The organism is Spiroplasma endosymbiont of Stenodema calcarata (assembly GCF_964031205.1).
Classification (GTDB): domain Bacteria; phylum Bacillota_I; class Bacilli_A; order Mycoplasmatales; family Mycoplasmataceae; genus Spiroplasma.
Map to the genome: position 1 here is coordinate 1,068,312 of NZ_OZ035018.1, position 25,951 is coordinate 1,094,262.

Here is a 25,951-nt window from a genome sequence, read left to right on the forward strand (position 1 = left end):
AATGTTGTAAAAAATATTTTTTTGTATTTATTTGACTAATATTCTTAAATATTCATTTTATAAAATTAATTGTAGTAATTAATTTTCCGATAGGATTAATTAAAACGTTTATAATTCCAATTGATAGGCAATAATATTGAAATTATTTTTAAAATTTTCTTAATTTTTATCACTCTCCTTTTTGATTTGTGGGGAGAGAAAACCATAATAATACTAGTTTAATTATAAATAACTATTGGAGGTAAAATGAAAAAGTTTGTATTTTTTTTAAAAAATTATTGTTATATTAGCGGTTCAATGATTTTGTTTAGTTTAATTGATTTATTACTTTGGATAATTTCATTAAATTATACTGGTTTAGTATTCTCATTATTGTTTGCTTTGCAGTGTGTTTATTTTGTGTGATGAGTATGAAAAAACATATTTTATCAGTTAAATGCTTTTCGGTTAGTAAATTTTGTTTGAGATAATCCGTTATCAGTTATTATTGGTAAATTAGGAACGGGAAAAACTTTACTTTTAACTTATTTATCACAAACTATGAAACTATTAACAGATAAGATTTATAGTAATTACCCGTTAGAAGATGATAAAGTTAAGGTTTTAACATTTAAAAATTTAGATTTTACAGATAGAACAAAACCGGTTCCTCCCGATGAAAGTGTTATTTTATTTGATGAAAGTTATTTATATATTGATGGAACTAGTCCTCACGATGAGAAAAAAATTCATAGTGGTAAAATTCCGTGAATTGTTTTAGCAAGACATTTTGGTAATCGTGCTTTGTTTACAGCACAGCGTGAGGGTATGATTTGAAATAATATCCGCCAATTAGCAAGTGGTATTATTATTCCTATTTCATTGAAAAAACCGATTGCTAAAAAAGGATTTAATTTTTTTAATCGTTTTTTTATTATGCGAATTGGTATTTTTCAAGATATTACGGATTATGAAATTTGAAAAACAAAATCAGTAGAAAGAACAGCTGAAGGTAAAAGAGCAAAACATAAGTCAGATGTTGGATTAGGTATTCGGTTTTTTAAAATAATTATTCCGTTAGAATTTGCACAGAAATATGATAGTCAATGATTAAAGTTTGTGCGTGATTTAAAAAATGATGAAATAATTAATAACAAAGAATACTATTGGTCAGAAATTACTAAATTGAGTGTTAAAGAGCGGTTAGAATTGTTTGATATTGATATTTTGAAAAAGAATTTAAAACCTAAAAAAGAAAAAGGAAGTGGTAAAGATGATTAATTTATTATCAGAAAGTAGTAATTGAGATAAGATTTTTAGTTTTATTTTTGATGTATTTTTGTTTATTTTTGATGTAATTTGAAATACAAAATTACCGATGACAAATACAACAATTGCTTATTTTATTATCTTTTTTATGGTTGTTAAGTTATCGATTTATGCAATTCACGGTACAAGAACTCAGTACAACGAATTAGGGTCAACAGTACAAACGGGTGTATCAAATATTTATTCTGCGACTGCTCGTGGAGTTTCAGATACTAAACAAGGTATGCAAAAACATATTAAAGAGCGTAAACAGTTTAAGATTAATCGGAATAAACAACAGTTATCGAGTTTAGCAAAACAAGCAAAAACAAGAGAACAAGGATATAGGAGGGTTCATAAGTAATGATTAGATTAGTTTTATTAGTTGCTGCAATTGCTATTTTTGGCACCGGTTTTATTACCGTTATAATAAATCAGTTAACATCAGCAAAAAATATTATTATGGATTTATATAATTCAGACACTTTTTTACTTTCATTGTTTGGAAAAATGGCAATTTTGTTTAGTCATCCTTTAATGCTTACAGTATCAAGTTTATATATTGTTGGGTTTATTGTTTCAAAAACGTTATATAGTTAGGAGTTATTTATGAAAAAATTATTTTCTTTATTTTCAATAGGAATTTTATGACTTTTAGGTTTAATTATTCCTTTTATTACTTTAGCTGCATTTAAACCGTTAAATCAGCAAAATTATATTTCTAATCAACAAACAACAGGAATGAATGAAACTGATTTTATTAATACAATGTTTTTACGCAGTAGTTTTTTTTGAAAATTGGTCCGAAACTAATTATTTTATTAATCCAACTTTGAAAACATCACAATCATTAACTTATAATGACAAGTGATATTTAGATTTTTTAAAGGATAGTTATTCAACGGGAATTTCATTTGATAAACCCAGTAATGAATTTATGGATTTATATAAAAATTGAGATAGTTATGTTAAACAATATAATATTGATAAGTTTTATAATATTGATAAAAAACAATTTTTAAAAGAATTAACTAATTTTTCTTATTCATTTGTAAATAAATACAATTTAACAACAATATTAAATAAATTAAAAGAAAATATAAACGATTTACAATCAATTAATTTAATTGAAAATAATTGAAAGTTAATTACTGATACTACTGGGGAAGGAAATACCGGTAAAACTTATATTGGAATTTTTGGGAATAAACCTAATGTTCATATTATAAGTTGAAAAGGAATTGATGGTCAAAGTGATTGAGGTTTATATAAATATAAAGCAATCTATCGTTGAGATGGCAGTGGTGACCCGCAAATTCCTAATATCGATAAAAATACCGGTAAGATTATAGAATGAAATATTGATAATCAAAATAAAATTAAAGATTTTTTAAATAAATATTTAGATATTATTGTGCAAGAAAATATTAGAATACAGCAAGGTGGTAACCCTGATTATGATGATCTAAATTTAGGGAGTCAAAGAATAATCTTTGATTTTGAAATTGTTAATAATATGGAAAAATTAGACTGAAAACCTGATGTTATTTTAACGAGAAAATCAATTTATCGTATGATTTTAACAATTGATCAAAACAAAAATATTATTGCTGGTAGTTTAGAATTAACACATCTTAAACAATATTGGGATGGTAATAATTCAAATAGTTATCGATATACTGATGATTTAGGTTTTTTATTTTCTTTTATGAAAGATAAAGAAAATAAATTTAATTTTAGTGCTGAAACTTATAATTATAATCAACATAATACTCCTAATACTGGCAAATATATTTTTGAACAAATGAAAGGCCAAATTGATATTAATAAGTTTTTAAAAGCCTTTTTTGCTCACGCTTTGGTACCTGTTTTTCAAAATCGCAGTAATTTTATTGAAAGTGGTTATATTGATAATTTACAATATAGTACTGTTTTAATTAACTTTTTTGGTTTAAAATTAGTTAATTTTAGAGATGTTTTAATTAATGGAAATAATACTAATAAAAGTCAATTTGAAAAATTATTAAATAGTATGTTTACAGTTTCGCAAAACTTTTATAAAGATTATTTACGAACCATTTTTGATTTAGAAAATAAAACTTATGTACAAGGATATAACAAAAAATATGGTTTGTTAGTTAATAATGGTTTTAAAATTTATCCACGTTATTTTTATTTTTCAGATAAATATAATCAATTAGATATTCAATTGTATTCAGCATTTAAAAATCGGTTTTATAATACAAATTATGGTAATGTATTTAATTATGATTTTTCAGTTGCTAATAATTATAATATTAATCAAAATGAGGGTTATGTTTTTGAAGGCTCTTTAAAAGATAAATATGGTTTAAAATACAAGAAAATTGAAGAACAAAAAATTGGTTATAATGTTTTTGAATTACAAGCACAAAAAGAGAATGATATGTATCGTTATTATGATTTTAATTTTGGAATTTATAATTGACAAGAGATAAATGATGGAGGATTATTTCCTGATGGTCAATGATGACAAGCACAATATGAAAGTTGTAGTTGATATAATTTAGCGTGTCATATTCGAAATGCTGCAATTTGAATTGTAAATAATATTCCAGGTGTAAAACAAGTAAATGAATTAGCAAGTGGTGTTGGAAAGATTTTTCAAACAATATATAGTTTTTTTAATCAGACATTTGAAGTGTGAAAATTTAGTCCAGCATTATATAGCACAATAACAAATATATTACTATTAATTATTTTTATGAAATTTGTTCGATTAATATAAAAAAGGACTTATTAGTGCTTATTTTAATTATTCTAGTGTTTCTTCATACTTTTCTGATATAGTATTATATTCAGCTGCTGCTAAATCTAATTCTTTTTTTGCTATATCATACCTTTTATTAATATTATCATATTCTTCTTCTAGTTTTTCTATTTCTTTTCTTTAATTTTGTCGAAAACTCTTGATGAAATAAAAAAATCATCAATATGACAATTTGAAAAATAATTTTGTTTAAGATCATGATTTTGCTTTAAATTTTTTAAACATTAAAATATAATACCGTTGATTGTTGTTTTGGTGTTAAACCTTTATGTTGGTATTTTCATTTTCATAGATTTAAATAATTTTGAATATTAGTGAAACCCAAACCATGATAATGAATTAAGGCTTCTTTAAGACTCGATTGTAATTTACTAATCTTATTTAACTTTCGATAACTAGTATCAGGGTTTGTACTAGTTTTGGTAGAATATAGAGTAGAATTTGTTTGTTTTGCTACTAATAAATATAATGGTTGCATGTCAGAAATAATTATTGATTTTTCTTTAATTAATTGCTTATTCATATTTTCAATAATTCATTGTTTTTGTAATCGTTTGGTATTGGTGGATTGAACAAAAATATTATTATTGCTATCAACTACCATTTGAATACAGCATTTGGTATTAGTTGAAAATGGATCAAGATGAGTTTTTCGTTTATCAAATTTATCTTTAAAATTACCTTTATGGATTTCTTTAATAAAAGTTTCATCAATTTGGATTTGACCATTTAATTTTTTAAATTATAATTGAGTATTTTCTAATTGTTTTGATTGCATTAATTTTTGACGATTATATCAAGCAGTTTTTGGTGTTGTTTTAATAAAACGGGAAATTATTTTACTAGATTGTCCTAATAATGAAATTTGAATTAATAAATTTCACTGTTCATAATTTAAATGACTTCAATAAGTAAAATGATGACGAAAAGCATCAAAACTAGCACGACATTTTTTACATAAATATTTTTGTTTTCCTTCGGGATTATGACCATTTTTAACACAATGATAAGATTTACAATCAGGACATATAATGCCTTTATCTCTAAATTTTTGATCAATTTCATTTAAACGTTTTTGTTTTTTGATTACTTCTGCTTCTTTTTTTATTTTTTCAGCAAATTCTAAAAATTGATCATCTGTAAAACTGTTTTTTAATTCTGTAATTATTTTTTCCATCAATTATTTACCTCTATATATTAAAAATATACCTAAAATTAGATATATTCTATAAATATCAAGAGTTTTCGACAAAATTAAAGAATAATTTTAATATTAAATTTATAAATTAATGAAAGGTATATAAATATCATGTATAGTCATTTAAGTTTTATCGATAAGGTTAAATTAGAGCAATTATTATTATCAAAAATGTTTTTAAAAAAGAATGGTGAACCCAATATTTCTGCAATTGCTAAATATTTGAATAGACATCGTAGTACTATTTCACGAGAAATTAAGCGTTTTAAAACTATTAATGAATATAGTGCTTATAAGTCAGATAAAATTTATTCTGAGAAAAGAAAAAAGAATAATAAAAGATATAAGTTTACAGAAGAACAATTAAATTTTATTAATATAAGATTTAATATTTATCGTGATTCTCCATCACAACTCATTCTTCGTTATTTTATAAAGTTTGGTATTAAATTTCCTGTTTGTGTTAAAACATTGTATAAATGAATTTATTTGGGTTTTAATGGTTTCTTAAAACAGAATTTACGTCATCGTGGTAAAAAATATAAAACAAAAGGAAAATTTGATAATCGTGGTAAATTAATTAATTTTAAATCAATATGAGATATTAAGAATAAAGACAATGGTATTGGTTGATTTGAAATGGATACAGTAGTTGGAAAAGAACATCAATCTAGTTGTTTAGTTTTAGTGGAAAAATTAAGTAAAAATTATTTTGTAATGAAATTAAAAAAATCATACTTCTAGTGAAATTGTAGATAAGTTTAAAAACATTGTTATAAATAATAATTTATTTGGGAAAATTAAAGGAATAATAACTGATAGAGGAAAAGAATTTAGTAAATGAAGGGAATTAGAAATATTTGCTGAGACACAAGTTTATTTTTGTGATCCCTGTAAACCACAACAAAAACCATTAATTGAATATATGAATTCAGAATTTAGACAATGATTTCCTAAGGGAACTGATTTCAAAAATGTTAATCAGCAAAAAATAGATTGAGTAGTTAATGTTATAAATGAAAAATTAAGGCCTATTTTAAATTGAAAAACAGCAAAAGAAGTATTTTTACAGAATTTTTAAATAAATTTATTACTTAACTTAATAAATTATTTTTTAGTATGTCTAAGTGTGCTTAAAATAAAATAAAAATTATAAATATTTTAATTTTTCAGAGTTTATAATTGATTTTTTATAATTTTTGTTTTATTATTTAATTAATAAGATTTGTTGCACTTCATTTTACATAATTCCTAAATTAAAAAAAGTATTATATTAATACTTTTTTTATAATTTTTAATTTTCAGCGGTAATATCTTAGCTGTCCATCATGACAATTTGTTGAATATTTAATTTATTGATTTTTTTCATTGAAATAAAATATGAAAAAACATATAAAACAATGATTCCTCCTAAAATGATTGGTAAGGTAATTAACCCTGTTCCAATCGGAACATATAAATTAAAGAATACTAGAACCTTTTGGGTAATTGTTCAGGTTAACCCTCATGTAATAAAGTACCCAATTAGTCAACCAACAATTGCAAATGGAATAAAAATTCCTAAGGTTAAATTATTAATTTCCCACCTACTATAACCTTGCACTTTCATTGTTGCAATAATTTTAATAAATTTCTTAATAAATAAATCAACAGCAAAATAAATTGTAATGACAGAGACCATAATAATGATAACAATAAAAATTAAAGCCACCGATAATGCAATAATAATAACTCGATTCATTACTTGTCCTTTAATACCAACATAGTCGGCCGATAAGATGGATGTTCGATAAGAATCGGCAAAGTTATTTAAGGATAAATCACCATTTGTTGATGATAAGGCATAACGATTAATTTGATCAGATGGTTGCAATTCAGTTGTATATTTTCCGTTATATCACTGCATAATATTAAGATTATCACTTAACTTGGTTGTTGGAAATAAACTAATTTGATTTGCATTCTGCAGGCTAACAAATAATCGGGGCGCATCATACGTTGCAATACTGTTAGCAATTTTAACTTTAACTGGCATTGGATTTATTGATGGTCTCACTTTAATAAAATCATTATCAATTGCCGCTTGATATCATGTTGTTGGAATTCCATTTACAAAATCACCACTATACGAACCATCAAAATTAAAATCATACGGTTTAATAACTCAATATTCTTGATTATTAATCTTTTCTTTCCGCACAATCTTATCCGTTCCCGTTGATACTTCTAATAATTTTCGTTGCCGCCCATTACTTAAAGTAATTATTTTTTTCGTTCAAATTTTTTCCATATCTGGATTAGATGGGATTCATAATTCAACATTATTTAAATTATAATATTCACTATTGCGATCTGCGGTCGCGTAATACTTCGTATCATTACTTACATTTTTAATATAAGTAAAATGGCTTTTATCTAAAGAATATAAACTTTGATAATTGTTTGGATCTCATCCACCTGGATTGCCACTACGATTATATTTTCAAGTTTGATTCTGTAACGCTGTCTTATTATTGCTAAACTCGGACCACTGCTTTGGACCAACATTATATTGTAAAGTTGATAAGTGCGGAATTAAAGTAAGTTCATCTCCGACCCGCAAGTTTAAACGCTGCAAGGCCGTGACATTAGCAATTGCTTTGACAACCTGATCATTATTATCTGAAGTTAAAATTGTCCGATCTCGTGGTGATAATTTCAACATCTTAGTATCTGGATTAATCCCATAGACTGGTAATTTTTCATCATTATAAGTCGTGTCAAAATTAGTAAAAACATCATCCGTTGCAGGATTGTAACTCATTGTTCCAATCCCTAATGCAAAATGATTAGCCCGATCAGGATTTTTATTTCAATCTTCTTTAATCGCCGCTGGAATAATACCATTCGTTGCTTTACTAAAACAATTTTTTCATAAACCAACATAATCACCTTTATCAGGAAATGGTGGATATGGAATTGCACCAATGCCAAGTGCTTTTGGTAAGACAGTACATAAAATTTCTGAAATTAAAGCACGAACACTATCTCCTCCGACCGAATTTTTTATTAATTCATTTAGATAACTAAAAATTCCTAATGATAAATTAGTTCCTGATAAAGTAACAAAGTTATACGATAGCATATCTTTTATAATCCCTGCTATTGTTGGTTCCTGTTGCACTGCTTTTAGCGGTTTAATCGTTGTTCCCCCATCAATACTATAATAATTTGGTAATGGTGTTACCCCTCCAATTGGATATAAATATTTATCAATTGGATCGCTAGTATTTGGAACATTATTAATCCCCTGCCATGGATATGTTTTATAATAAGATAATGGACTATTACTAATTACATTACTGTAATTAATTTCACTGCCATACTTAACATTTTTATAATAATTTGTATTAAAGTTTTTTGCATAAACTGGTGCTAACAATAATACGGTTAACGTAAAAGTCACTAAGGTAAAGATTCCTAAATAAGTAAAAGCTTGTTTTAAGGAAGTTGATAATACCACCATCCGAAACCGTCCAACAAAGGTTTTAAAGTGCAAACTACGAACTGATCGTGCCATTCTATGATCAACATTTAATTCGCGGGTTGGATAAATTAAATTTAATACCTCAGTTTTACTAATTCAGAAATAACAAGTAACGAAAGTAATTAATGATAGAAATGCCACAAAAAAACCAAGTAATAAAAGTAAAATCATTCAGTTTCAAGTAAAGGTTCAATTAATAATAAAGAATAAATTAAATAATTTAACAACAAAGAGCTGGGTCGTTATTCCAACTATTCAACCGGTTGGCACCGCAATTAAAATACTAATCATCAAAATGCTTCAATAAGATAAGGCAATTTCGCGCAGATGATAACCACCCGCTTTTAACATTCCAATTTGGGATGATTCTCTTTTAATCATTTCTTTAATAATAATGTACGAAACAACAAATAATGTTATTGCAAAAATAATAATAAAAAATAACCCAATATAAATATAAACATTAATTGTTTTTGCTAATAAATCATAACGCCGTGTTAATTGCCCTGTTTCTTTTTTTGCCTCAAATGTTCCAATTGAAAGCTCATGGTGGTTTTGATTATTATTTTTTTCTAATGCTTTAGCATAAACATCTAATTGATTAGGATTATTAGCATAATAATTTTTAAAAAGTTCTAAATTAGCTGCTGGTGAACCAGTTAAATTCTTTAAAAAAACAAGAGAATTATCCTTCAGACTAATTAACCCTTTATTATTGTCTTCCGACAATAATGACATCCCATATGAAGACAAATAAACCACGGTATCTATTTTAAAATTGGGAATAAAATCGGTTTCATAAATTGTTGGATAAATGTTTAAAGTATCCCCACCAGCTCCCCCAACGGTAAAGGATTGTTGGCCAATTTTAATTTCATCCCGCAACTTGTTATTTTGAATTTTTAAATAATTTGGACTAACAATAGCATAATAATTATTTAATGTTGACTCGTTAATTGATGGTCCCTCTCAGTCTGGCACTTTATCAAAAATTTTTAATTGGTTTTCTTTTAATAAATCATGTCATCCAATTACTTTATATTTTAAATTATTAACAATATCTCATGTCGTAACTTCTTGGCGCATTGAAATACCAAAATTACTAACAATTCCTAACATTTTATAATAGTTTGAAACAAAATTAATGAAAGCACTTCGTTCACTATAATTTCCAAAAAAAGTAACCTTATTAAATAAATCACCAATAACCATTCGCCCTTCATTAATTCCAGTTTGGTTTAATTTGTCAATATATTGATATGGTGACTTCGCTAAATATTGAATTCGTGTTTCCTTATTCCCAGCACTATCTATGACTGTATAATGCGCTGCAATCCCAAAATTACCTCGTAAGCCTTCTTTAAATAACGAATTTTCATTAACATCACTTATTGATTTGTTATTTACTCCTAACGTTACTGTAATATTCGGAATAAAACTAACACTATCCGGTTTAGAACAAATAAAATCATTGTTTGTTCTCTCTATCTCTCAACATCAGCGATTCACTGCTTTATGGTTTGAATCTGCTTGACCATTAGTAAAAGTAGCAATTGCATCTTGAATCTCTGCTGTTGTTGCTCCTGCATTAGATTTTAAAAAATCTTTATTAATATAATCTGTAATAATTCCTAAAAAATTCTTATAAATCTGTGTTGTTTTAAAAGAAGCAAAATATTCTTCAGCCAAATTGTTATATCCCATTGCCCGTAATTTTGCAATTAACGTATTTTGATAACTTGGGGCAGATAAGCGAATTTTCAAAGCCAATCCCAAAGCAGATATTTGCCCAGAAGATAATTTATTAAAAGTAATGTCTTGACGGGTCAGACCATAAAAAACATCACTATCGGCAGCACCAATTGTAATTCTTGGATATGTTAATTTATTATCATCGTTTTTCACCAAGACATATTCCGAATCAAACGCAAAACTTGGCGTAATTGTTTGCATATTTGAATTTTCAAAATCCATTGCCGAATAATGAAAAGAATAATTATAATCAAAACTACCATAACCCATTTGGCGGTTAGCTGTTTGCAAACTAGTTACCGTTGTGAATAAACACGATGTAATAATTGAACAAATAAAAATTAAAAGGAACAATGAAATAAATTGCCCTTTTGCTTTAATTATTCCTAAAATTCCTTGTTTCATTAACAATGTTTTTTTCATGCTTAATCCTATCGTATTCCCTTAATCATTTTGTACAACATCATAATAACGTTTCCATTGACCGTTACTATCTTTTGCAAATCATTGAATATTAGAAATAACCCAATACTGATGACTATCATCACCTGGATTAACATTTGTTCAAGAAACAGTATATTTATAATTAACTTTTTGATAGTTATTTCCTAATCCATCATACTTCGAAAATCAATCTAAATCATAATTTCCTAACGCTTTTAGATAAGCCGCATTTAAATCCTGATATGTTTTTATTCCATCTTTTGCAACATATCATTTGTCATGTAAGTCTAAATTAGCCGCAACATCAGCATCACCGGTACCTTTATATTCAATATCATATTGCATCTCATTTTCATTTAAAAACTTCCCATTATTAATAAATCAATTATCTCCTAGTAATAATGTATTCGTATAGTCATATAAAGCATTATTAATTGCTAAGAAATCTTTTCGCGTTTCTGAATCAGGATCAAAATATAATTTATTTAAAAACGATCGCACTGGTTGTGTTTTATCATTAAATCATGTAAAAGCAACGTCCATAAATGAACCTGCTGCTGGTTTCGTTGGATCATCACTACCAGTTAATAATTTTGCTATTTCAGTTTGATTTTGTTCTTGGTTATTTGGATCAGATCACGAAATTTGTTCAACTTTTGTTAATGCATCAGCATTATTTAAAATTCCTTGTGATAAAGCTACAATAAACTTATTGATATCATTAATTGATAATGTTCCTAAACCACCGTTTGATTTTGATAGTAACATTTTGGCCATTGATTGTAAGATAACTTTAAAACCTGGTGTAACTTGTTGAGCAGCAATTTTTAAAAAGGCCCCAACAGCATTATTACTATCGCTTTGTTGTTCTGCTGTTGCTTTGGTATATCAACCATCAACTTCATTCCCAAATTCAATAAATAAATTAGCTAATGATTTTGATGAAGAATCTTTTTTAAATAATAGATCTGCTAAATGTAAATTCGGCGTTTTCCCAAGAAACATTGCAACACGATTTTTAACTTGATCTTCTGGTTTTGATAAATCTAAATTAGGTTGCATTGGTTTTACTAATAATAAATCATTAAAAACTTGTGATTGTTTATCAAAAAAATCATTAACTTTTGTCGCAATTTCTTGCTTATCATTTGCTGTTGTTCCTAAATAACTTAAGGCTAATGAAACACCTTTTTTCGCAAGTTCATAATTCGGATTAGGAGTATTTGGATCATTTGGTTCGGTCGGAGTACCAAGAACATTATAATAAATTGCTCCTAAAATACTACCTAAAAAATTCCCATCCGCATCTTTTGACAACGATAAAAATTTATTTAATTGATTAATATATGTTTTTGATTGTGAACGATCGGTAAACATATCTGCCATTGAAATTAATTGTAAAATTACCATCAATTTATCTTGTTCTTCGGATTTTTGTGCTGTAACAAATGATTTACCTGTCGCAAATTTTTGTCCATTAATAATAAAGTTTGAATTTGTGTCGGTATCAAATTTGATATTTTTTGTTGCTAATGAATTATAGTTTAAATTTAAATCATAAAAATAAGTTGTTTGTGGTAATTCAAACATTGCTTTTTTATATGCATCAATAACTGATTTACGTAATCGTGAATCACCCTCTTGCGTTGGTAAAATTTCTTTTGCAATTGAATAATTTGATAATGCTCCGCCATCATATCAATAATTTAACATATTACTGTTTGTGGCAAAATTCGGAATTGTTGGTAAAGGATCATTCTCAAAATATTTTGGAATTTTTAAATTTGCTTGATGCTCAGTATTATACAAATTAGTATCCAAAATATTCATATAATCATAGGCTGATTCTAATTTGTTTAATGGCATCCCATCTTTTGTGTTAAAATAACGACTACGATAATAGTCAACATCAACTAAATTACCATCTTTATCTTTGTATGAATCTGGTAAGCGGGGCAGCATTTGTAAAATTGATGGTGTATAAGCATTCAAATTTTCATGTCGATTAGCAATTGCCATTTTAGTAAATAATGTTGTTTGCAAAATTTTTGATTTTAATGGCCCATTCGGCATATTTTCAACTTCCGGATCTTTATATTTATTTCCAGTCTGATCTTTTCCCTTATTTTTACAACTAATAACAGTAATAGTTGGAGTTGTGACTAATACTGTAGCAGCCAAAATATTAAGTAACTTACGCATAGTGTTTTCCTCTTTTGTTCTTATTAAGACATTGTTTTTGATAATAAATTATTTTCTTTAAATCATTGAATTTAATTAATTTTACAATTAGGTTATTCTTGTAATGACCCCATTCAACCATTAATTTCATTTTTTAAAAATTTATTTGGTAAATTTTCTAAACCGTTTTTTTGACTAATATTAAAAAAATGAAGTGCATTTAATAATAATGATAACTCAATTAATTCCATTGTTTCATTAACACTAACTTCTCATAAATTTTGCATTGTTTTTTTAACAGTTTTTATTAGAAAAAACAAATCTAATAAACATAAAACTTTAATTAACTTTAATAAAATTTTTAAAAATAATGAATGACGCAAAATCTTTAAGTCATGCGAATGACTTTCAAAATTACTAATTGTTATTAGCAAAATTAATAAATGAAAAGTAAATTCATGTAAAAAGGTTGTTTTTAACTCAAATAAGTAAAAGAATGTAACAATAAAACCTATTAAAACAGTTCATGTTAACCATAAAACAAGAATTTCACTATTATTAACATTATGTAATCAAATTAATAATTGTCTTCCCAATAAAAATGACAACAGAAATGAAATAAAAATTAACATAATTAATTTAAAAATATAATTTAAAACTTTTTTATTCATTAAAATAATAACTCCAATTACAAACTGCAAACTGAACACGAGTTCAATTGCAATATGAATTGCAACATCGTAGCCGGAGACATATATGTTAGCAACAATAATCTGTAAAATTATTGTCGCAATAAATTGACTAATAATTAGTGTTCCGTTAAAAAAATATTTTGTTGCTAAAACTCCTAATTTTAATTTAGCGGAATAAACTTTAACAAAATATGTAATAACTTTTAAAATAAAACAGAATATAATAATATTTGTTAGAAAAATTATTGTCATATGTTCCAATGTAGAATCGAAAAAAAATGGAGTCGAATCTGGGGTATTAAAATTTGGTAATTTGCTTAATAAATTCATTTTTTCCCCCACAAATTTTAAATAATCTAATTAGTTCTTATTAAAGATATTAAAGCAAAAAAAAAAAAAAAAAACAAGAGCAAGGCCCCTGTTTTTTTGTAAAAAATTAGTTTTGACTATCGAAAAAGACTTTTATTATAGAAATTTAAAATATCTTGATAAATTTCTTGTTTAATTGGTTCATTTAAAATTTCATGTCGGGCATTTGGATATAATTTTACCTTAACTTTTTTTCCTGTTTTACGATACAATTCAGCTGTTTTTAAGACCATCCTACCATATTTTCCAACAGGGTCATCTTGTCCAGCAATAAATAATAAGGGTAATGTAATGTATTTGGCGTTAATTTAATATTTTTTTTATTAGTTATAAATAATAACCCTGTAAACATATCTTTAAAAGCACTCGTTGAAAAAACCTGACCTGTTAAGGGGTCATTAGCAAATGCTTCTTGAACTTTTTTATCCGTTGATAATCATTCCGTTCCCAAATCGCCTTCATCTTTATAACGTAAATTTAAAGGAGCATAAGAAAATTTATAAATAAAATTATCCTTTGATTTTGGTCCTTTGATTTTTTGACCAAGACGGGCCATTTTAACTGAAAATTTTAATAATCGTTTTGGATAATGCGCCGTGCCACAAATTACTAGAGCCGCAATATTTGTTCCATATTTAATTGCATAATGTCGGGCCATAAAAGATCCCATTGAATGGCCAAACATGACAATTGGCAGTTTCGGATAAGAATGTTTTATATAAGTTGTCACTTCATATAAATCATCAATAATTTTTTCTCAACCCTCATCTTCTGCAAAAAAGCCTAAATTTTCTGAATCATCAGCAGTTTTACCATGCCCACGATGGTCTTCTGCAACTACCGCATAATTATTGGCCACTAAAAATTTTGCAAAATCTTCATACCGTAAAGCATGTCCGGCACTACCATGTACTAATTGAACAACTGCCTTAATCTCATTTTCATTTATTGGTTTTCATTCATACATATGTAATTCTGAGCCATCACGTAGTGACTGCTTCCATTCTTTAAATTTCATAATTATTATCATCCTTCCCGTTAGAAATCAACTTATCAAATTTTAACATTTCCATGATGTTATTAAAAGTCCTTTGTTTGAAAATAACTTCACAAAAACCAAAAAGCAAAAAAAGTGTCGTGTGACACTTACTTTCTTATCGACCTTGAGTAGCAGCACGATGTAAATCGCGAAATGGTCCTTCAATAGTAATTAATTCATCGTATTTACCACTTTGAATAATTCCTTGCCCTTTTCCTAACACAAAAATTTGATCAACATTTTTAATGGTACTTAAGCGGTGAGCGATTGAAATTGTTGTTTTTCCAACCATAATTTTTTCTAATTCAGCTTGGATTTCTTTTTCAACAATATTATCTAAAGCACTCGTTGCTTCATCTAAAATTAAGATTTGTGGATTTTTTAAAATCATCCGTGCAATAACTAAACGTTGTTTTTGCCCTCCTGATAACATAAAACCACGCTCACCTAAAATAGTATTATAACCATCTTTTCAACCCATTACTAAATCATGTAAATTAGCTTTTTTACAAGCTGCAATAACTTCTTCTTCAGTGGCATTAAACATTCCATACCGAACATTATAAATAACATCGCCGAATAAGATTTTTGGTTCTTGTTCTACATAACCCACATGTGTTAAATAACTAGATAAGTTTAAATCTTTTAAATTAGTATTATTAACAATAACTTCACCACTAGTTGGATCATAGAAACGAAGTAATAATTTTGAAATTGTTGATTTACCACTTCCAGTTTCTCCAACAAAAGCATAACTTTTGCCCTTTTCAAATTTTAAAGTTGTTTTAGGTAAAATAGTAACTCCTGGTTTTTCGGGATATTCAAAAACAATATCTTTTAAAATAATATCACCCACAATTTTTTCAACATTAGGCGCATCACGATTTGGCCCAATTGTTGTATCAACACGAACTAATTGAATAATTCGTTTTGTTGATGCTGTTGCCCGTGCTAATCCTGGCACAAGTCCTGTTAATGTTCAAATTGGAAAGGCTAAAGTATTAACTCCTGTAATAAAAGCTGGTAAAACTTTTATAATATGATTAGTACTTTCTGGTCCTTTATTACCATATAAAATAATACTTGATAAGACAACAATCACAGTCAAACTTAGTGCACAAAGAATAATAATTGTTGTCATTCGCGCTTGAATTCGGTTCAAACGACGATTAACTCGGTAGTATTCTTTATGAATTTGTTCAAATCGGACACGTTCATATTCTTCTGTTCCCGTTGCTTTAATTAGTGCAATTGAAGCAATTCGATCAGTTACATCACCATTGACATCCGTAATTTTAGCACGAACATTTTCTGTTTCTGATGCTTGTGAACGAAATGTTACGGCAACTGCTGTCATAAATAATGCTGTTGCACTTAAACAAATTAAGGCTAATTTTCAATCAATATTTAATAACACTGTTGCACTTCCAATAAAAATAATTGGAATACTAATTAAGTTAGCTGGGGATAATTGCGATTCATCCCCAATAATTTGGGTATCATTAATTAATTTTGTCATTGTTTCACCAATTTTTTTATCAGAGTAATAACCAATGTTTAAATTAACTAAGTTATTTAGAACAGCATTTCGCACATCAATTTCAATAGTTCGCCCTAACATTCCCCCAATACGTTCACGAATGTTTGTTGTAACAACACCAATAATTAAGACAACACCAATAATAATTAATCAAATATATCAATCTAATCCTGTTGATAATGATTCAGGATCATTTCCGAATTCAAATAAAATTTGCGTCATCAATTTATTAATTAAAAGCGTAATTGTTACAATTGAAATTGAACTCGACACTAAACTAAATAAAATTGTACATGCTCGTCACAAATACCGACGATAATAAAGTGCCACCAACTTAAAAAAACCGATTCGTGGTGCCTTAATATTTTTCATCATCTCTAATGGTGTTTCTTGCTTACGAGTCTGATTCTTTTGGTCTAATTCATTATAATCTAAGTTTCTTTCAATTTTATTAATATCAATTAACTCTTTAATTTTTCCCATAAACTCACCTCATATTCTAGAACAAGCTTACTCAATAAGCTTTCTTATCATTATATTATATCAAAAAAATAAAAATTTTCTTTAATTTTGTCCTTTAATTTTGTCGAAAACTCTTGATGAAATAAAAAAATCATCAATATGACAATTTGAAAAATAATTTTGTTTAAGATCATGATTTTGCTTTAAATTTTTTAAACGTTAAAATATAATACCGTTGATTGTTGTTTTGGTGTTAAACCTTTATGTTGGTATTTTCATTTTCATAGATTTAAATAATTTTGAATATTAGTGAAACCCAAACCATGATAATGAATTAAGGCTTCTTTAAGACTCGATTGTAATTTACTAATCTTATTTAACTTTCGATAACTAGTATCAGGGTTTGTACTAGTTTTGGTAGAATATAGAGTAGAATTTGTTTGTTTTGCTACTAATAAATATAATGGTTGCATGTCAGAAATAATTATTGATTTTTCTTTAATTAATTGCTTATTCATATTTTCAATAATTCATTGTTTTTGTAATCGTTTGGTATTGGTGGATTGAACAAAAATATTATTATTGCTATCAACTACCATTTGAATACAGCATTTGGTATTAGTTGAAAATGGATCAAGATGAGTTTTTCGTTTATCAAATTTATCTTTAAAATTACCTTTATGGATTTCTTTAATAAAAGTTTCATCAATTTGGATTTGACCATTTAATTTTTTAAATTTTAATTGAGTATTTTCTAATTGTTTTGATTGCATTAATTTTTGACGATTATATCAAGCAGTTTTTGGTGTTGTTTTAATAAAACGGGAAATTATTTTACTAGATTGTCCTAATAATGAAATTTGAATTAATAAATTTCACTGTTCATAATTTAAATGACTTCAATAAGTAAAATGATGACGAAAAGCATCAAAACTAGCACGACATTTTTTACATAAATATTTTTGTTTTCCTTCGGGATTATGACCATTTTTAACACAATGATAAGATTTACAATCAGGACATATAATGCCTTTATCTCTAAATTTTTGATCAATTTCATTTAAACGTTTTTGTTTTTTGATTACTTCTGCTTCTTTTTTTATTTTTTCAGCAAATTCTAAAAATTGATCATCTGTAAAACTGTTTTTTAATTCTGTAATTATTTTTTCCATCAATTATTTACCTCTATATATTAAAAATATACCTAAAATTAGATATATTCTATAAATATCAAGAGTTTTCGACAAAATTAAAGAAAATTTTTAAAAATATTAAAAAGATTTCCTGCAAATTTGTTTCATTCATATAAAGCATAATAATATTCTTTAAATCAACTGTAAGATTTCATAAATAAAAAGATTTAATCTATTTGATTAAATCCGAATCTTTGTTATCCATTCAAAAGTTCTATTAAACATATATTCCATACCGATCAACTAACTGTCTTGTTCGTCGTTCTAATAATAAAAATAATGTCGCATTAAGAATGTATTTTCCAGTAAAAATTCCGAAGAAGATTCCCACAAAAATTAAGGTATGTTGTCATGATTCAAAAATTGAGGCCATACCATTATTATGGTCATGATCATGACCAGCGTGAGCAAGAGTAAGACCACCTGACGAATTAATAACTTCATTTGGCATATTAGCTGTTGATGCTAACATATCAATTTGATTTTTAACCATGTGAACATGCTCGACTTCCATATTTGTATTCCCAATATTTACTAAAATCTTTGCCGTAATTAATAATGCTAATGCTTCAACTAAAGCACATAATGGCACAATAATTACAAACGCTAGAATTTTTTTCGTTCAATCAATATTAATAATTTTATGATGGTGATCATGTGGTTTTTTAACATAATGATATTCATGAATACTATGGTCGGTAACATCTTCGGGCACTTTTACTTTGTAATAAGCATTAAATACAATGTAATAAATAAACCATGTAATAAAAACAACCACAATATTAGAAATCATAAAGAATGCCATTTCAATTCAAGTATGATGACCATCAATTAAATTGTGAATTCATGATAATGCGATTCCCTCTAATAAAGCAAAACCTAATCCTACAATTGAAATTGAATAAATGATAACTAATGTATCAAAAAAGCGTAGACCAAATGTTGCCCCCCAAGGTGTTGGCACATTAAAAATCTCTAATAAACTTAAACCAACAGCAACCGCTAAAAAAATTGCTGCTGCTGTAATTTTAAATGTAATGGACCTCTGATTGTATAACTCTTTGTGAAATAATGATTTCTTAATCCGAATTCAAATTGAATCATTTTTCACTGTTAAATCATTGTTGATATTTTTTTTCATTTTTTGTTTCCTTTCTTATTTATAAAAATTATAATTTATCTTTTTAAAAAGTCAAGCATAACAATAAATTTTTAATAAAATAAATTATAATTTATTTTCCATAAAAAAAATAAAAATAGAATTATCTATTTTTATTTACAAAGTCATAACATCATAACCCACGTTCTGTTTTTTATTTAAAAAATAAAATACTAGTTATTTATCTATCAATTTTTTGAAATTGATCTTCTTATTTTCTTCTATTTTGAAAAAAGAAGTTCCCTTACCAAAATTTAGGTTTCTCGCTTGTGGGGTTTACCCGTTCCATTTTTTAAATTTCTTTAAAAACTCGTTTCTGTGGCACTTTTACAGAAAAAATTCCTTATTAATAATAACTTAGGATTTTTTTCAGCCGTCATAAGGGTTCCTTATGCCTAATTTTATGAATTAAATTAGCACAAACATTACAATCATCACAGATTGTGCGAGCGTGGAGTTTCCTCTATTAATTGTTATTAATAGCAACTAGTTCCGTTATAACTCACAATAATTATACTATATCTTAGCCATAAAATGTTAATTTTACTAAAAACCATTTGTTAAAGTTTAATCATTATTTAACTTACCTTCTAAATTATGGATTCGTTTTATCAGATCAGCTTTTGAAAAACCTTCTTCTTCTAATCGTGCTTTTTGGGCTTTTGTTTCATCTAGTTGCGCTTTTAAAACATCATTTTTATCTTGTAAATCATTTAGTTGCTGACGCAAATATTTCATTTCTTTATTAAAATCATTCATAATTCCTTCAAAAACACGATAATCAGTTGCAACCATGTCCAAAAACATATCAACTTCATTGGGGTCATACCCTTGATAATCAACTTGAAATTCTTTATTAATAATGTCAACTGCTCGTAATTTAATTGTTTTCATTTTTACACCTCTTTTGCAAGGAACAAAGGTCCATTTTTGTTAATTATATTATTAAAGGAGAAAACAATTATGCATCTACCCAATAATCGTGGAATGTTTTTAGAATCTTTACTAAACTATACTATTCAAAAATACTATGATGATAATATTGGTCTCTTTTTTAAACGGTCAATCAATATTGTTCCATTGGAAAAAGAACAACATTTAATCATCAAAGGTTATTTCAAAGAAAAAACTAGTTGTGATTATTATGGTCTTTATCAAGGCCATTATATCGAATTTGAAGCAAAAGAAACTAATCAGCAAAAATTCAATTTAAACAACATTAAAGCACATCAATTAAAGCAATTAGCTTTAGTTAAAAACCATCATGGCATTAGTTTTATTATTATTTATTTTCATTGTTATGATCGTTACTTTATTTTATCATATCAGAAAATAATCGAATGAATAAAACTAATACCAGCAAAACAAATTCCACTTTCTTTTTTTGAAGAAAATGGCTATGAACTTTTTCTGACCCTTCCTAATTTTCTTGATTTTAAACCAATTCTTAATCAATTAATCAATTGTATTTAGTTAATGATTTTGGTTTATTTTTTAAATAATTATCAATAAACTTGATAAGTTCTTTAAACGTTATTTTTGTTTCTTGATGATTAGTAATAATTAGGGTTATCTGAAAATCAGAAATTTTATTTACTAAGTAAGTATTTAAGGTGGCTTTTTCGTGTTCAGTTAAAGGTTCGTGAAGAATTTGATTGATTTGATCATATAAAATTTTTCTTTCAACATTTAACTCTAGATTTTCAATTGCAATAATTATTTTGTTAAAAATTGGGGATAAATCCATTTCTAAAACATCTTTTTTCATTTTAATATCAATAAAACCTGCTTGTTTTAATTGATCTAGCATGTTTTTTGCTTGCGTTTCAGTAAAATTGGAATGATTAGCAATTTCTAACGGAGTGATGAACCTTTTATCAGAAGAAGAACAGTTCATAATCAACATAATTAACACTAACTGTTCTTCTGATAAATTTATTAATTTGTAATGGCTCAACAAAAATTGCCACTTATTAATACTACCTTTATTAAATAAACTATTTAACATTACCGTTAAATTTTAACTAATTGTTGATTAGTTTAATTGATCTTTTAATTGTTTAGCTACTTTGAATTTAGCTGCTTTAGAAGCTGGAATTTTAATTGTTTCGCCAGTAGCTGGATTTCTTCCTTCTCTTGCTGCTCTTTCAGATACAGCAAATTTTCCAAATCCTGCAATTGCAACTTCATTTCCTTTTACTAAAGTTTCTTTAATTTTATCAAAAGCAAAATCAACAACTTCTCCTGCTTGTGATTTTGACAAATTAAATTGTCCTGCAATTAGCTCTGCTAGTTCTTTTTTTGACATCATTACACCTCTTCTAATTAAACCTTATAATTTAGGTTTATATTATCTTACCCAATTTTATTTGAAATGTATACCTTTTTCCCCAAAAACGTCAATTTTAAAAATTCATCACCCTGGATTTCTTTAATTCAGACATTTTTTAAACTATCAATGTTAAAATATTATAGTATAGTAATTACAAGACTATTTGTATTACTACAAACTAAATAAGGAGAAATAGTTATAAATGATTTTAAAAATAAAATTACTTTGAAAACAAATTTATAAACTATTTTTTGCAATAGTTGGGTTTACCATCTTAACATGAACATTTATTAGTGGTATTCTCAACCAAAATGATATTATTACCCGTTATCATGGCGATTACACAGTATATACGTTAGGCTTTTTCACAACTTTTACTTGTTTATCGAACTTAGGAATCTTATTTTGATTCTTAATTAGTGGAATTCGTCATCATCAAGAAAACAAAAATAAAATTCAATCATACCCAGTTGCCCTAGCAGCAGCTTGTTATATTACTATTACTTTTATTATATATAATTGTTTATTATTACCAACACAACCCTTACCTGGAAACAATTTAAACTGAATTACAACTGTTATTGACCATATGATAAATTCGATTGCGTTTGTGATCTATATTTTATTCTTTATGGAAAATAAGCAGCAAATTAACTTAAAACAATTCTTTCGAACAAACTTCTGAAAATATATTCTTGTTTTATTAATTTACTGTGCTTATGCAATGATCAGAGGTGAATTACGACGTCTTTCGGGCGCACATTTTACTTGACCAGGAAATAATCCAAATATAATTCAAAATCGATGATATCCATATTTCTTTTAAAATGTGCATGGAACTTTTTTGGTTTACCCGGCTATATTTGATTTATTATTGCTTTCTTTGCAATTTTAGGAATCTTAATTGGGAGTATGTATTTATATAATTATTGGAATAATAAAATCATTAAAACAAAAATTTATCAAACTTTGCAAAAAATAAGTGAAACAAAAAAACCATCATAAGATGGTTTTTATTTTCCTTAAAATGAAAATAATTTTCCGAATCTAAGTAATATAATTAATTGTTAATTCCAAAATCCTTTAAAACAAAGCCTAATATATTCTTATTACCCTTTGTTACTTTAATTAAACTCTAAATCCTAAAATATTTGATAAATAATAATGTGACACCACTTCATTCCAATAATGCTATCCGAATGAAGAAAAAATGGTTAATACTTTATACTAAATATTACGCTGCTAAATATTATAAAATACAATATTAAAAATAAAAAAATTGTACAATAAGAATGCTTATTGACTATATTATTTTATTTAATATCCTCTTTAGCCAACAAGCAACCCCCTGTTTGTTTATTGTAAGTTTCAAAATAATATTCATTTATATGATAAAAACCTCTTAATTTTTAAGAGGTTTTATTTTTTTAATTTAACTTGTAAAATATACTCTTTTACTGCTTGCGGCGCAAGATTATTAATTCATGGTTTCTGATTAAATGGTATTGCCTCGTAATTAACATCATCTTGGTGACCATCTCATGGTTCAACACAAATATACTTTGCATCATTTTGACATTTTCAAATTAAAACATTAGGATACCCCTTTGTCTTTAAGCGAATAACCCGTATCGGATCAACAATCAATACTTGCTCCGTCGTTTGATTTAATAACCCATAACATTGCCCTGTTGCAAAATCATATTCATCTAACCCTAATTCTGTTTTTACTTCCGTTATCATTGGGGTTCCTAAAAAAGCTCCTCCCTGAAAATGAGTAACTGTTTGCGGCTGATCAAAGATAATTTTTCCTAAATGATCATCACAAATAAAGGCCGGATGTCATCCAAAATTATATGGCAATGGTTTTGAATCAAGATTAGTAATTTTAACCTTATTAATTAATTCAGTTCTTACTAACTGATATGTTACTTCTAATTTGAAAGCAAAAGGATATTGTTCATAAAAAGATTCTGTAGCAACATATTCAACAACTAGGTGTTCTGCTGTATATGTAACAACCTTTCAATCCCTAATAGCACGAAAAAAACCATGTCCTGCCATATGATATGTTTTATTTTCAAAATGATATTTATCATTAATTAACTTTCCAGTAATTGGAAAACAAATTGGCCACGATTTTTTTCAAGTGCTATCTTGCTGATAAACATATTCTTTACCATCTTTTTTTAACGAAATTAATTCAAAAGGATTTTTACTAATTTGTGCGACCAAGTTTTCATTTTTTAAAATATACATTGTTGTCCCTACTTTTTCTAATTATTCTAAATTAATAACTCTTTGAATGTTCTTGACCATCCATAATTGCAACACCACCACTAGTCCCAATTCTTGTGGCACCAGCGGTTATCATTGCTAAAGCATCTGCTTTATTCCGTACACCCCCAGCTGCTTTAACTTGTAAACGTTCACCAACCGTTGCTTTCATTAATTTCACATTTGCAATTGTTGCTCCTGCTTTACTAAATCCAGTTGATGTTTTAACAAAATCAAGTCCTGCTTGTTCAGCTAATTGGCAAGCTTTAATAATTTCTGCTGCTGTTAACAAACATGTCTCTAAAATAACTTTGACAATAACTGTTCCAGCTGCTTTTTTGCAGGCAAGCATATCAGCTACCACTAAATCATACTTGTCTGATTTAAACTGACTAATATTCATTACCATATCAATTTCGTTTGCTCCATCTTCTAAAGCATTAGTGATCTCTGCTACTTTTGTTTTTGTTGTATTAGCTCCTAATGGGAATCCTACTACCACACAAACATTAACATCACTATTTTGTAATAATTGATGAGCTAATGACACATACGTTGGATTAATAAAGACTGAAGCGAAATCATATTCTTTTGCTTCAAGGCATAATTGCTTAATATCTGCAATTGTTGCGTCTGGTTTTAATAAAGTATGATCAATATATTTATTTAATTTCATTTAATAATTCTCCCTGTTGTTCTTCATTAATTTGGACAGCTTCTAAAATCCGAATTGCGGCAATTGAATAATCTAATAAACGTTCCATTTCAGGATAGTTTGCTGTGTTTATAATATTAATAAAATGTTGTATTTCATAATACATTTTATTTTGGTGCTCAGTTACCATCGGCACTGTCATTATTTCATTTGCCAAACGGCTATAGATATTAATTGTTTCTAATTTTGTTAAATCAGTAAAATTAATTGTAGTATCATAACTTAAAATTTCACTAGCGCTAATACCAGCCGCTGCTTTTGAACAAACAATACTTGTTAAGATATTACTATGATGACGTAAAAGAACAACATTGTTGATATCAACCCCATTTTTTAATTTATGACTCATTGCCTTAACATCTTTAACGGGGCCAAATAATGCCACGGCTAATTCAACTGGATAAATTAGCATATCATACAATGACCCTTTTCCCAAGGTTTCATCAAAAACCGAATGATAATCATCTAATAATACTTCTTTCATCCGACTTGAATACTGGTTACAATGGAAAATTGCCAAAAAAGGGTGAATTTTATTAACATTTTCTTGTAAAATTTGGTATCCTGGCAAATGTAAGGGCTTAAAAGCTTCCATCAAAAAAACATTATTAATAACTGCTAGCTCTCTTAATTCAATTAACTCTTGTGCTAAAAAAGTTGCTGGTTTTTCAATTAAAACATGCTTTTGTTGCTGTAAAAAATATTTTGCTTGTTGGTAATGTAAGCCATTTGGTGAAGCAATATAAATAATATCAATATAATCTAACATATCTTCAAAGTTATCAACCATTCGTACTACCAAATTATTTTTTAACGCAAAATTTTTAGCTTTTTCTAAACTACGTGAATAAAGACAACTAATTTCGGCACCCCGTATCTCACGACATGCTTCAATAAATGTACTGACAATATTTCCGGTTCCAATTGTTCCAATCTTTAACATAAAAGCACCTCGCTATGTACCTCTCATTTTTGT

General features: G+C 26.9%; 21 protein-coding genes, 1 other RNA gene and 2 pseudogenes. 7 read left to right on the forward strand and 17 right to left on the reverse strand.

All coding sequences use genetic code 4. The features are described from left to right. Positions 1-246 precede the first annotated feature (246 nt). From ACQH24_RS05765 to ACQH24_RS05780, 4 genes and pseudogenes are all read left to right on the forward strand, one after another. Positions 247-1,260, forward strand: a complete 1,014-nt coding sequence (locus ACQH24_RS05765) for a hypothetical protein (RefSeq protein ID WP_425379666.1) — start codon at positions 247-249, stop codon at positions 1,258-1,260. Next, the gene (locus ACQH24_RS05770; RefSeq protein ID WP_425379667.1) at positions 1,253-1,651 is read left to right on the forward strand and encodes a hypothetical protein; all 399 of its coding nucleotides are present in this window, start codon (positions 1,253-1,255) and stop codon (positions 1,649-1,651) included. Before ACQH24_RS05765 ends, ACQH24_RS05770 begins: the two co-directional genes overlap by 8 nt. Then, entirely contained in the window at positions 1,651-1,887 is a 237-nt protein-coding gene (locus ACQH24_RS05775) for a hypothetical protein (protein WP_425379668.1), read from the forward strand. Before ACQH24_RS05770 ends, ACQH24_RS05775 begins: the two co-directional genes overlap by 1 nt. A 9-nt stretch (positions 1,888-1,896) precedes the next feature. Next, positions 1,897-4,054 (forward strand): annotated as a pseudogene (locus ACQH24_RS05780) (spiroplasma phage ORF1-like family protein). Between the two features lie 259 nt (positions 4,055-4,313). On the opposite strand, the gene ACQH24_RS05785 reads toward ACQH24_RS05780, so the two are convergent. Then, positions 4,314-4,829: a transposase gene (locus tag ACQH24_RS05785; RefSeq protein ID WP_425380701.1), complete on the reverse strand. Its 516-nt coding sequence runs from the start codon at positions 4,827-4,829 to the stop codon at positions 4,314-4,316. 9 nt (positions 4,830-4,838) lie between these two features. Then, positions 4,839-5,273 carry a transposase gene (locus ACQH24_RS05790; protein WP_425379605.1) on the reverse strand — a complete coding sequence of 145 codons (435 nt, stop codon included), beginning with the start codon at positions 5,271-5,273 and terminating at the stop codon, positions 4,839-4,841. A gap of 132 nt (positions 5,274-5,405) precedes the next feature. Between ACQH24_RS05790 and ACQH24_RS05795 the strand changes: the two are divergent. Beyond that, positions 5,406-6,375 (forward strand): annotated as a pseudogene (locus ACQH24_RS05795) (IS30 family transposase). A gap of 234 nt (positions 6,376-6,609) precedes the next feature. On the opposite strand, the gene ACQH24_RS05800 reads toward ACQH24_RS05795, so the two are convergent. The 10 genes from ACQH24_RS05800 to ACQH24_RS05845 all read right to left on the reverse strand — a co-directional run bounded on the left by ACQH24_RS05800 (position 6,610) and on the right by ACQH24_RS05845 (position 20,545). Continuing rightward, positions 6,610-10,995 carry an FtsX-like permease family protein gene (locus ACQH24_RS05800; protein WP_425379669.1) on the reverse strand — a complete coding sequence of 1,462 codons (4,386 nt, stop codon included), beginning with the start codon at positions 10,993-10,995 and terminating at the stop codon, positions 6,610-6,612. A gap of 21 nt (positions 10,996-11,016) precedes the next feature. Then, positions 11,017-13,218, reverse strand: coding sequence for a lipoprotein (locus ACQH24_RS05805; protein ID WP_425379670.1), 2,202 nt, complete (start codon positions 13,216-13,218; stop codon positions 11,017-11,019). 92 nt (positions 13,219-13,310) lie between these two features. Next, entirely contained in the window at positions 13,311-14,219 is a 909-nt protein-coding gene (locus ACQH24_RS05810; protein ID WP_425379671.1) for a hypothetical protein, read from the reverse strand. Positions 14,220-14,335: 116 nt separating this feature from the next. After that, positions 14,336-14,566 carry an alpha/beta hydrolase gene (locus tag ACQH24_RS05815; protein ID WP_425380702.1) on the reverse strand — a complete coding sequence of 77 codons (231 nt, stop codon included), beginning with the start codon at positions 14,564-14,566 and terminating at the stop codon, positions 14,336-14,338. Then, positions 14,482-15,276, reverse strand: a complete 795-nt coding sequence (locus ACQH24_RS05820) for an alpha/beta fold hydrolase (protein ID WP_425379672.1) — start codon at positions 15,274-15,276, stop codon at positions 14,482-14,484. The genes ACQH24_RS05815 and ACQH24_RS05820 overlap by 85 nt, the downstream gene beginning before the upstream one ends. A 136-nt stretch (positions 15,277-15,412) precedes the next feature. Continuing rightward, entirely contained in the window at positions 15,413-17,320 is a 1,908-nt protein-coding gene (locus ACQH24_RS05825; protein WP_425379673.1) for an ABC transporter ATP-binding protein, read from the reverse strand. 191 nt (positions 17,321-17,511) lie between these two features. Then, on the reverse strand, positions 17,512-18,471 hold the full coding sequence (locus ACQH24_RS05830) for a transposase (RefSeq protein WP_425379371.1): 960 nt from the start codon (positions 18,469-18,471) through the stop codon (positions 17,512-17,514). A 238-nt stretch (positions 18,472-18,709) separates the two neighbouring features. Next, positions 18,710-19,633, reverse strand: coding sequence for a hypothetical protein (locus ACQH24_RS05835; RefSeq protein ID WP_425379674.1), 924 nt, complete (start codon positions 19,631-19,633; stop codon positions 18,710-18,712). A 149-nt stretch (positions 19,634-19,782) separates the two neighbouring features. Beyond that, positions 19,783-20,149, reverse strand: an RNA gene (rnpB, locus tag ACQH24_RS05840) — RNase P RNA component class B. A 69-nt stretch (positions 20,150-20,218) separates the two neighbouring features. After that, a complete protein-coding gene (locus tag ACQH24_RS05845; RefSeq protein ID WP_425379675.1) occupies positions 20,219-20,545 on the reverse strand; it encodes a DivIVA domain-containing protein in 327 nt (108 codons plus the stop codon). Positions 20,546-20,614: 69 nt separating this feature from the next. On the opposite strand from ACQH24_RS05845, the gene ACQH24_RS05850 reads away from it, so the two are divergent. After that, complete coding sequence (locus tag ACQH24_RS05850) at positions 20,615-21,124, forward strand: Holliday junction resolvase RecU (protein ID WP_425379676.1); 510 nt, start codon at positions 20,615-20,617, stop codon at positions 21,122-21,124. Here the strand turns inward: ACQH24_RS05850 and ACQH24_RS05855 are convergent. Together ACQH24_RS05855 and ACQH24_RS05860 are read right to left on the reverse strand one after the other, a co-directional pair. After that, a complete protein-coding gene (locus ACQH24_RS05855) occupies positions 21,099-21,608 on the reverse strand; it encodes a DnaD family protein (protein WP_425379677.1) in 510 nt (169 codons plus the stop codon). The genes ACQH24_RS05850 and ACQH24_RS05855 overlap by 26 nt on opposite strands. Positions 21,609-21,686: 78 nt before the next feature. Next, complete coding sequence (locus ACQH24_RS05860) at positions 21,687-21,959, reverse strand: HU family DNA-binding protein (RefSeq protein WP_425379678.1); 273 nt, start codon at positions 21,957-21,959, stop codon at positions 21,687-21,689. Between the two features lie 226 nt (positions 21,960-22,185). On the opposite strand from ACQH24_RS05860, the gene ACQH24_RS05865 reads away from it, so the two are divergent. After that, the gene (locus ACQH24_RS05865) at positions 22,186-22,809 is read left to right on the forward strand and encodes a Pr6Pr family membrane protein (protein WP_425379679.1); all 624 of its coding nucleotides are present in this window, start codon (positions 22,186-22,188) and stop codon (positions 22,807-22,809) included. Positions 22,810-23,402: 593 nt separating this feature from the next. On the opposite strand, the gene ACQH24_RS05870 is transcribed toward ACQH24_RS05865, so the two are convergent. The 3 genes from ACQH24_RS05870 to ACQH24_RS05880 are packed head-to-tail and all read right to left on the reverse strand — an operon-like array spanning position 23,403 to position 25,918. After that, positions 23,403-24,242 carry an aldose epimerase gene (locus tag ACQH24_RS05870; RefSeq protein ID WP_425379680.1) on the reverse strand — a complete coding sequence of 280 codons (840 nt, stop codon included), beginning with the start codon at positions 24,240-24,242 and terminating at the stop codon, positions 23,403-23,405. Positions 24,243-24,273: 31 nt separating this feature from the next. After that, positions 24,274-24,936 carry a deoxyribose-phosphate aldolase gene (deoC, locus tag ACQH24_RS05875; RefSeq protein WP_425379681.1) on the reverse strand — a complete coding sequence of 221 codons (663 nt, stop codon included), beginning with the start codon at positions 24,934-24,936 and terminating at the stop codon, positions 24,274-24,276. Next, positions 24,923-25,918 (reverse strand): Gfo/Idh/MocA family protein, encoded by a 996-nt coding sequence (locus tag ACQH24_RS05880; protein ID WP_425379682.1) that lies wholly within the window; start codon positions 25,916-25,918, stop codon positions 24,923-24,925. The genes deoC and ACQH24_RS05880 overlap by 14 nt, the downstream gene beginning before the upstream one ends. Positions 25,919-25,951: the final 33 nt, after the last annotated feature.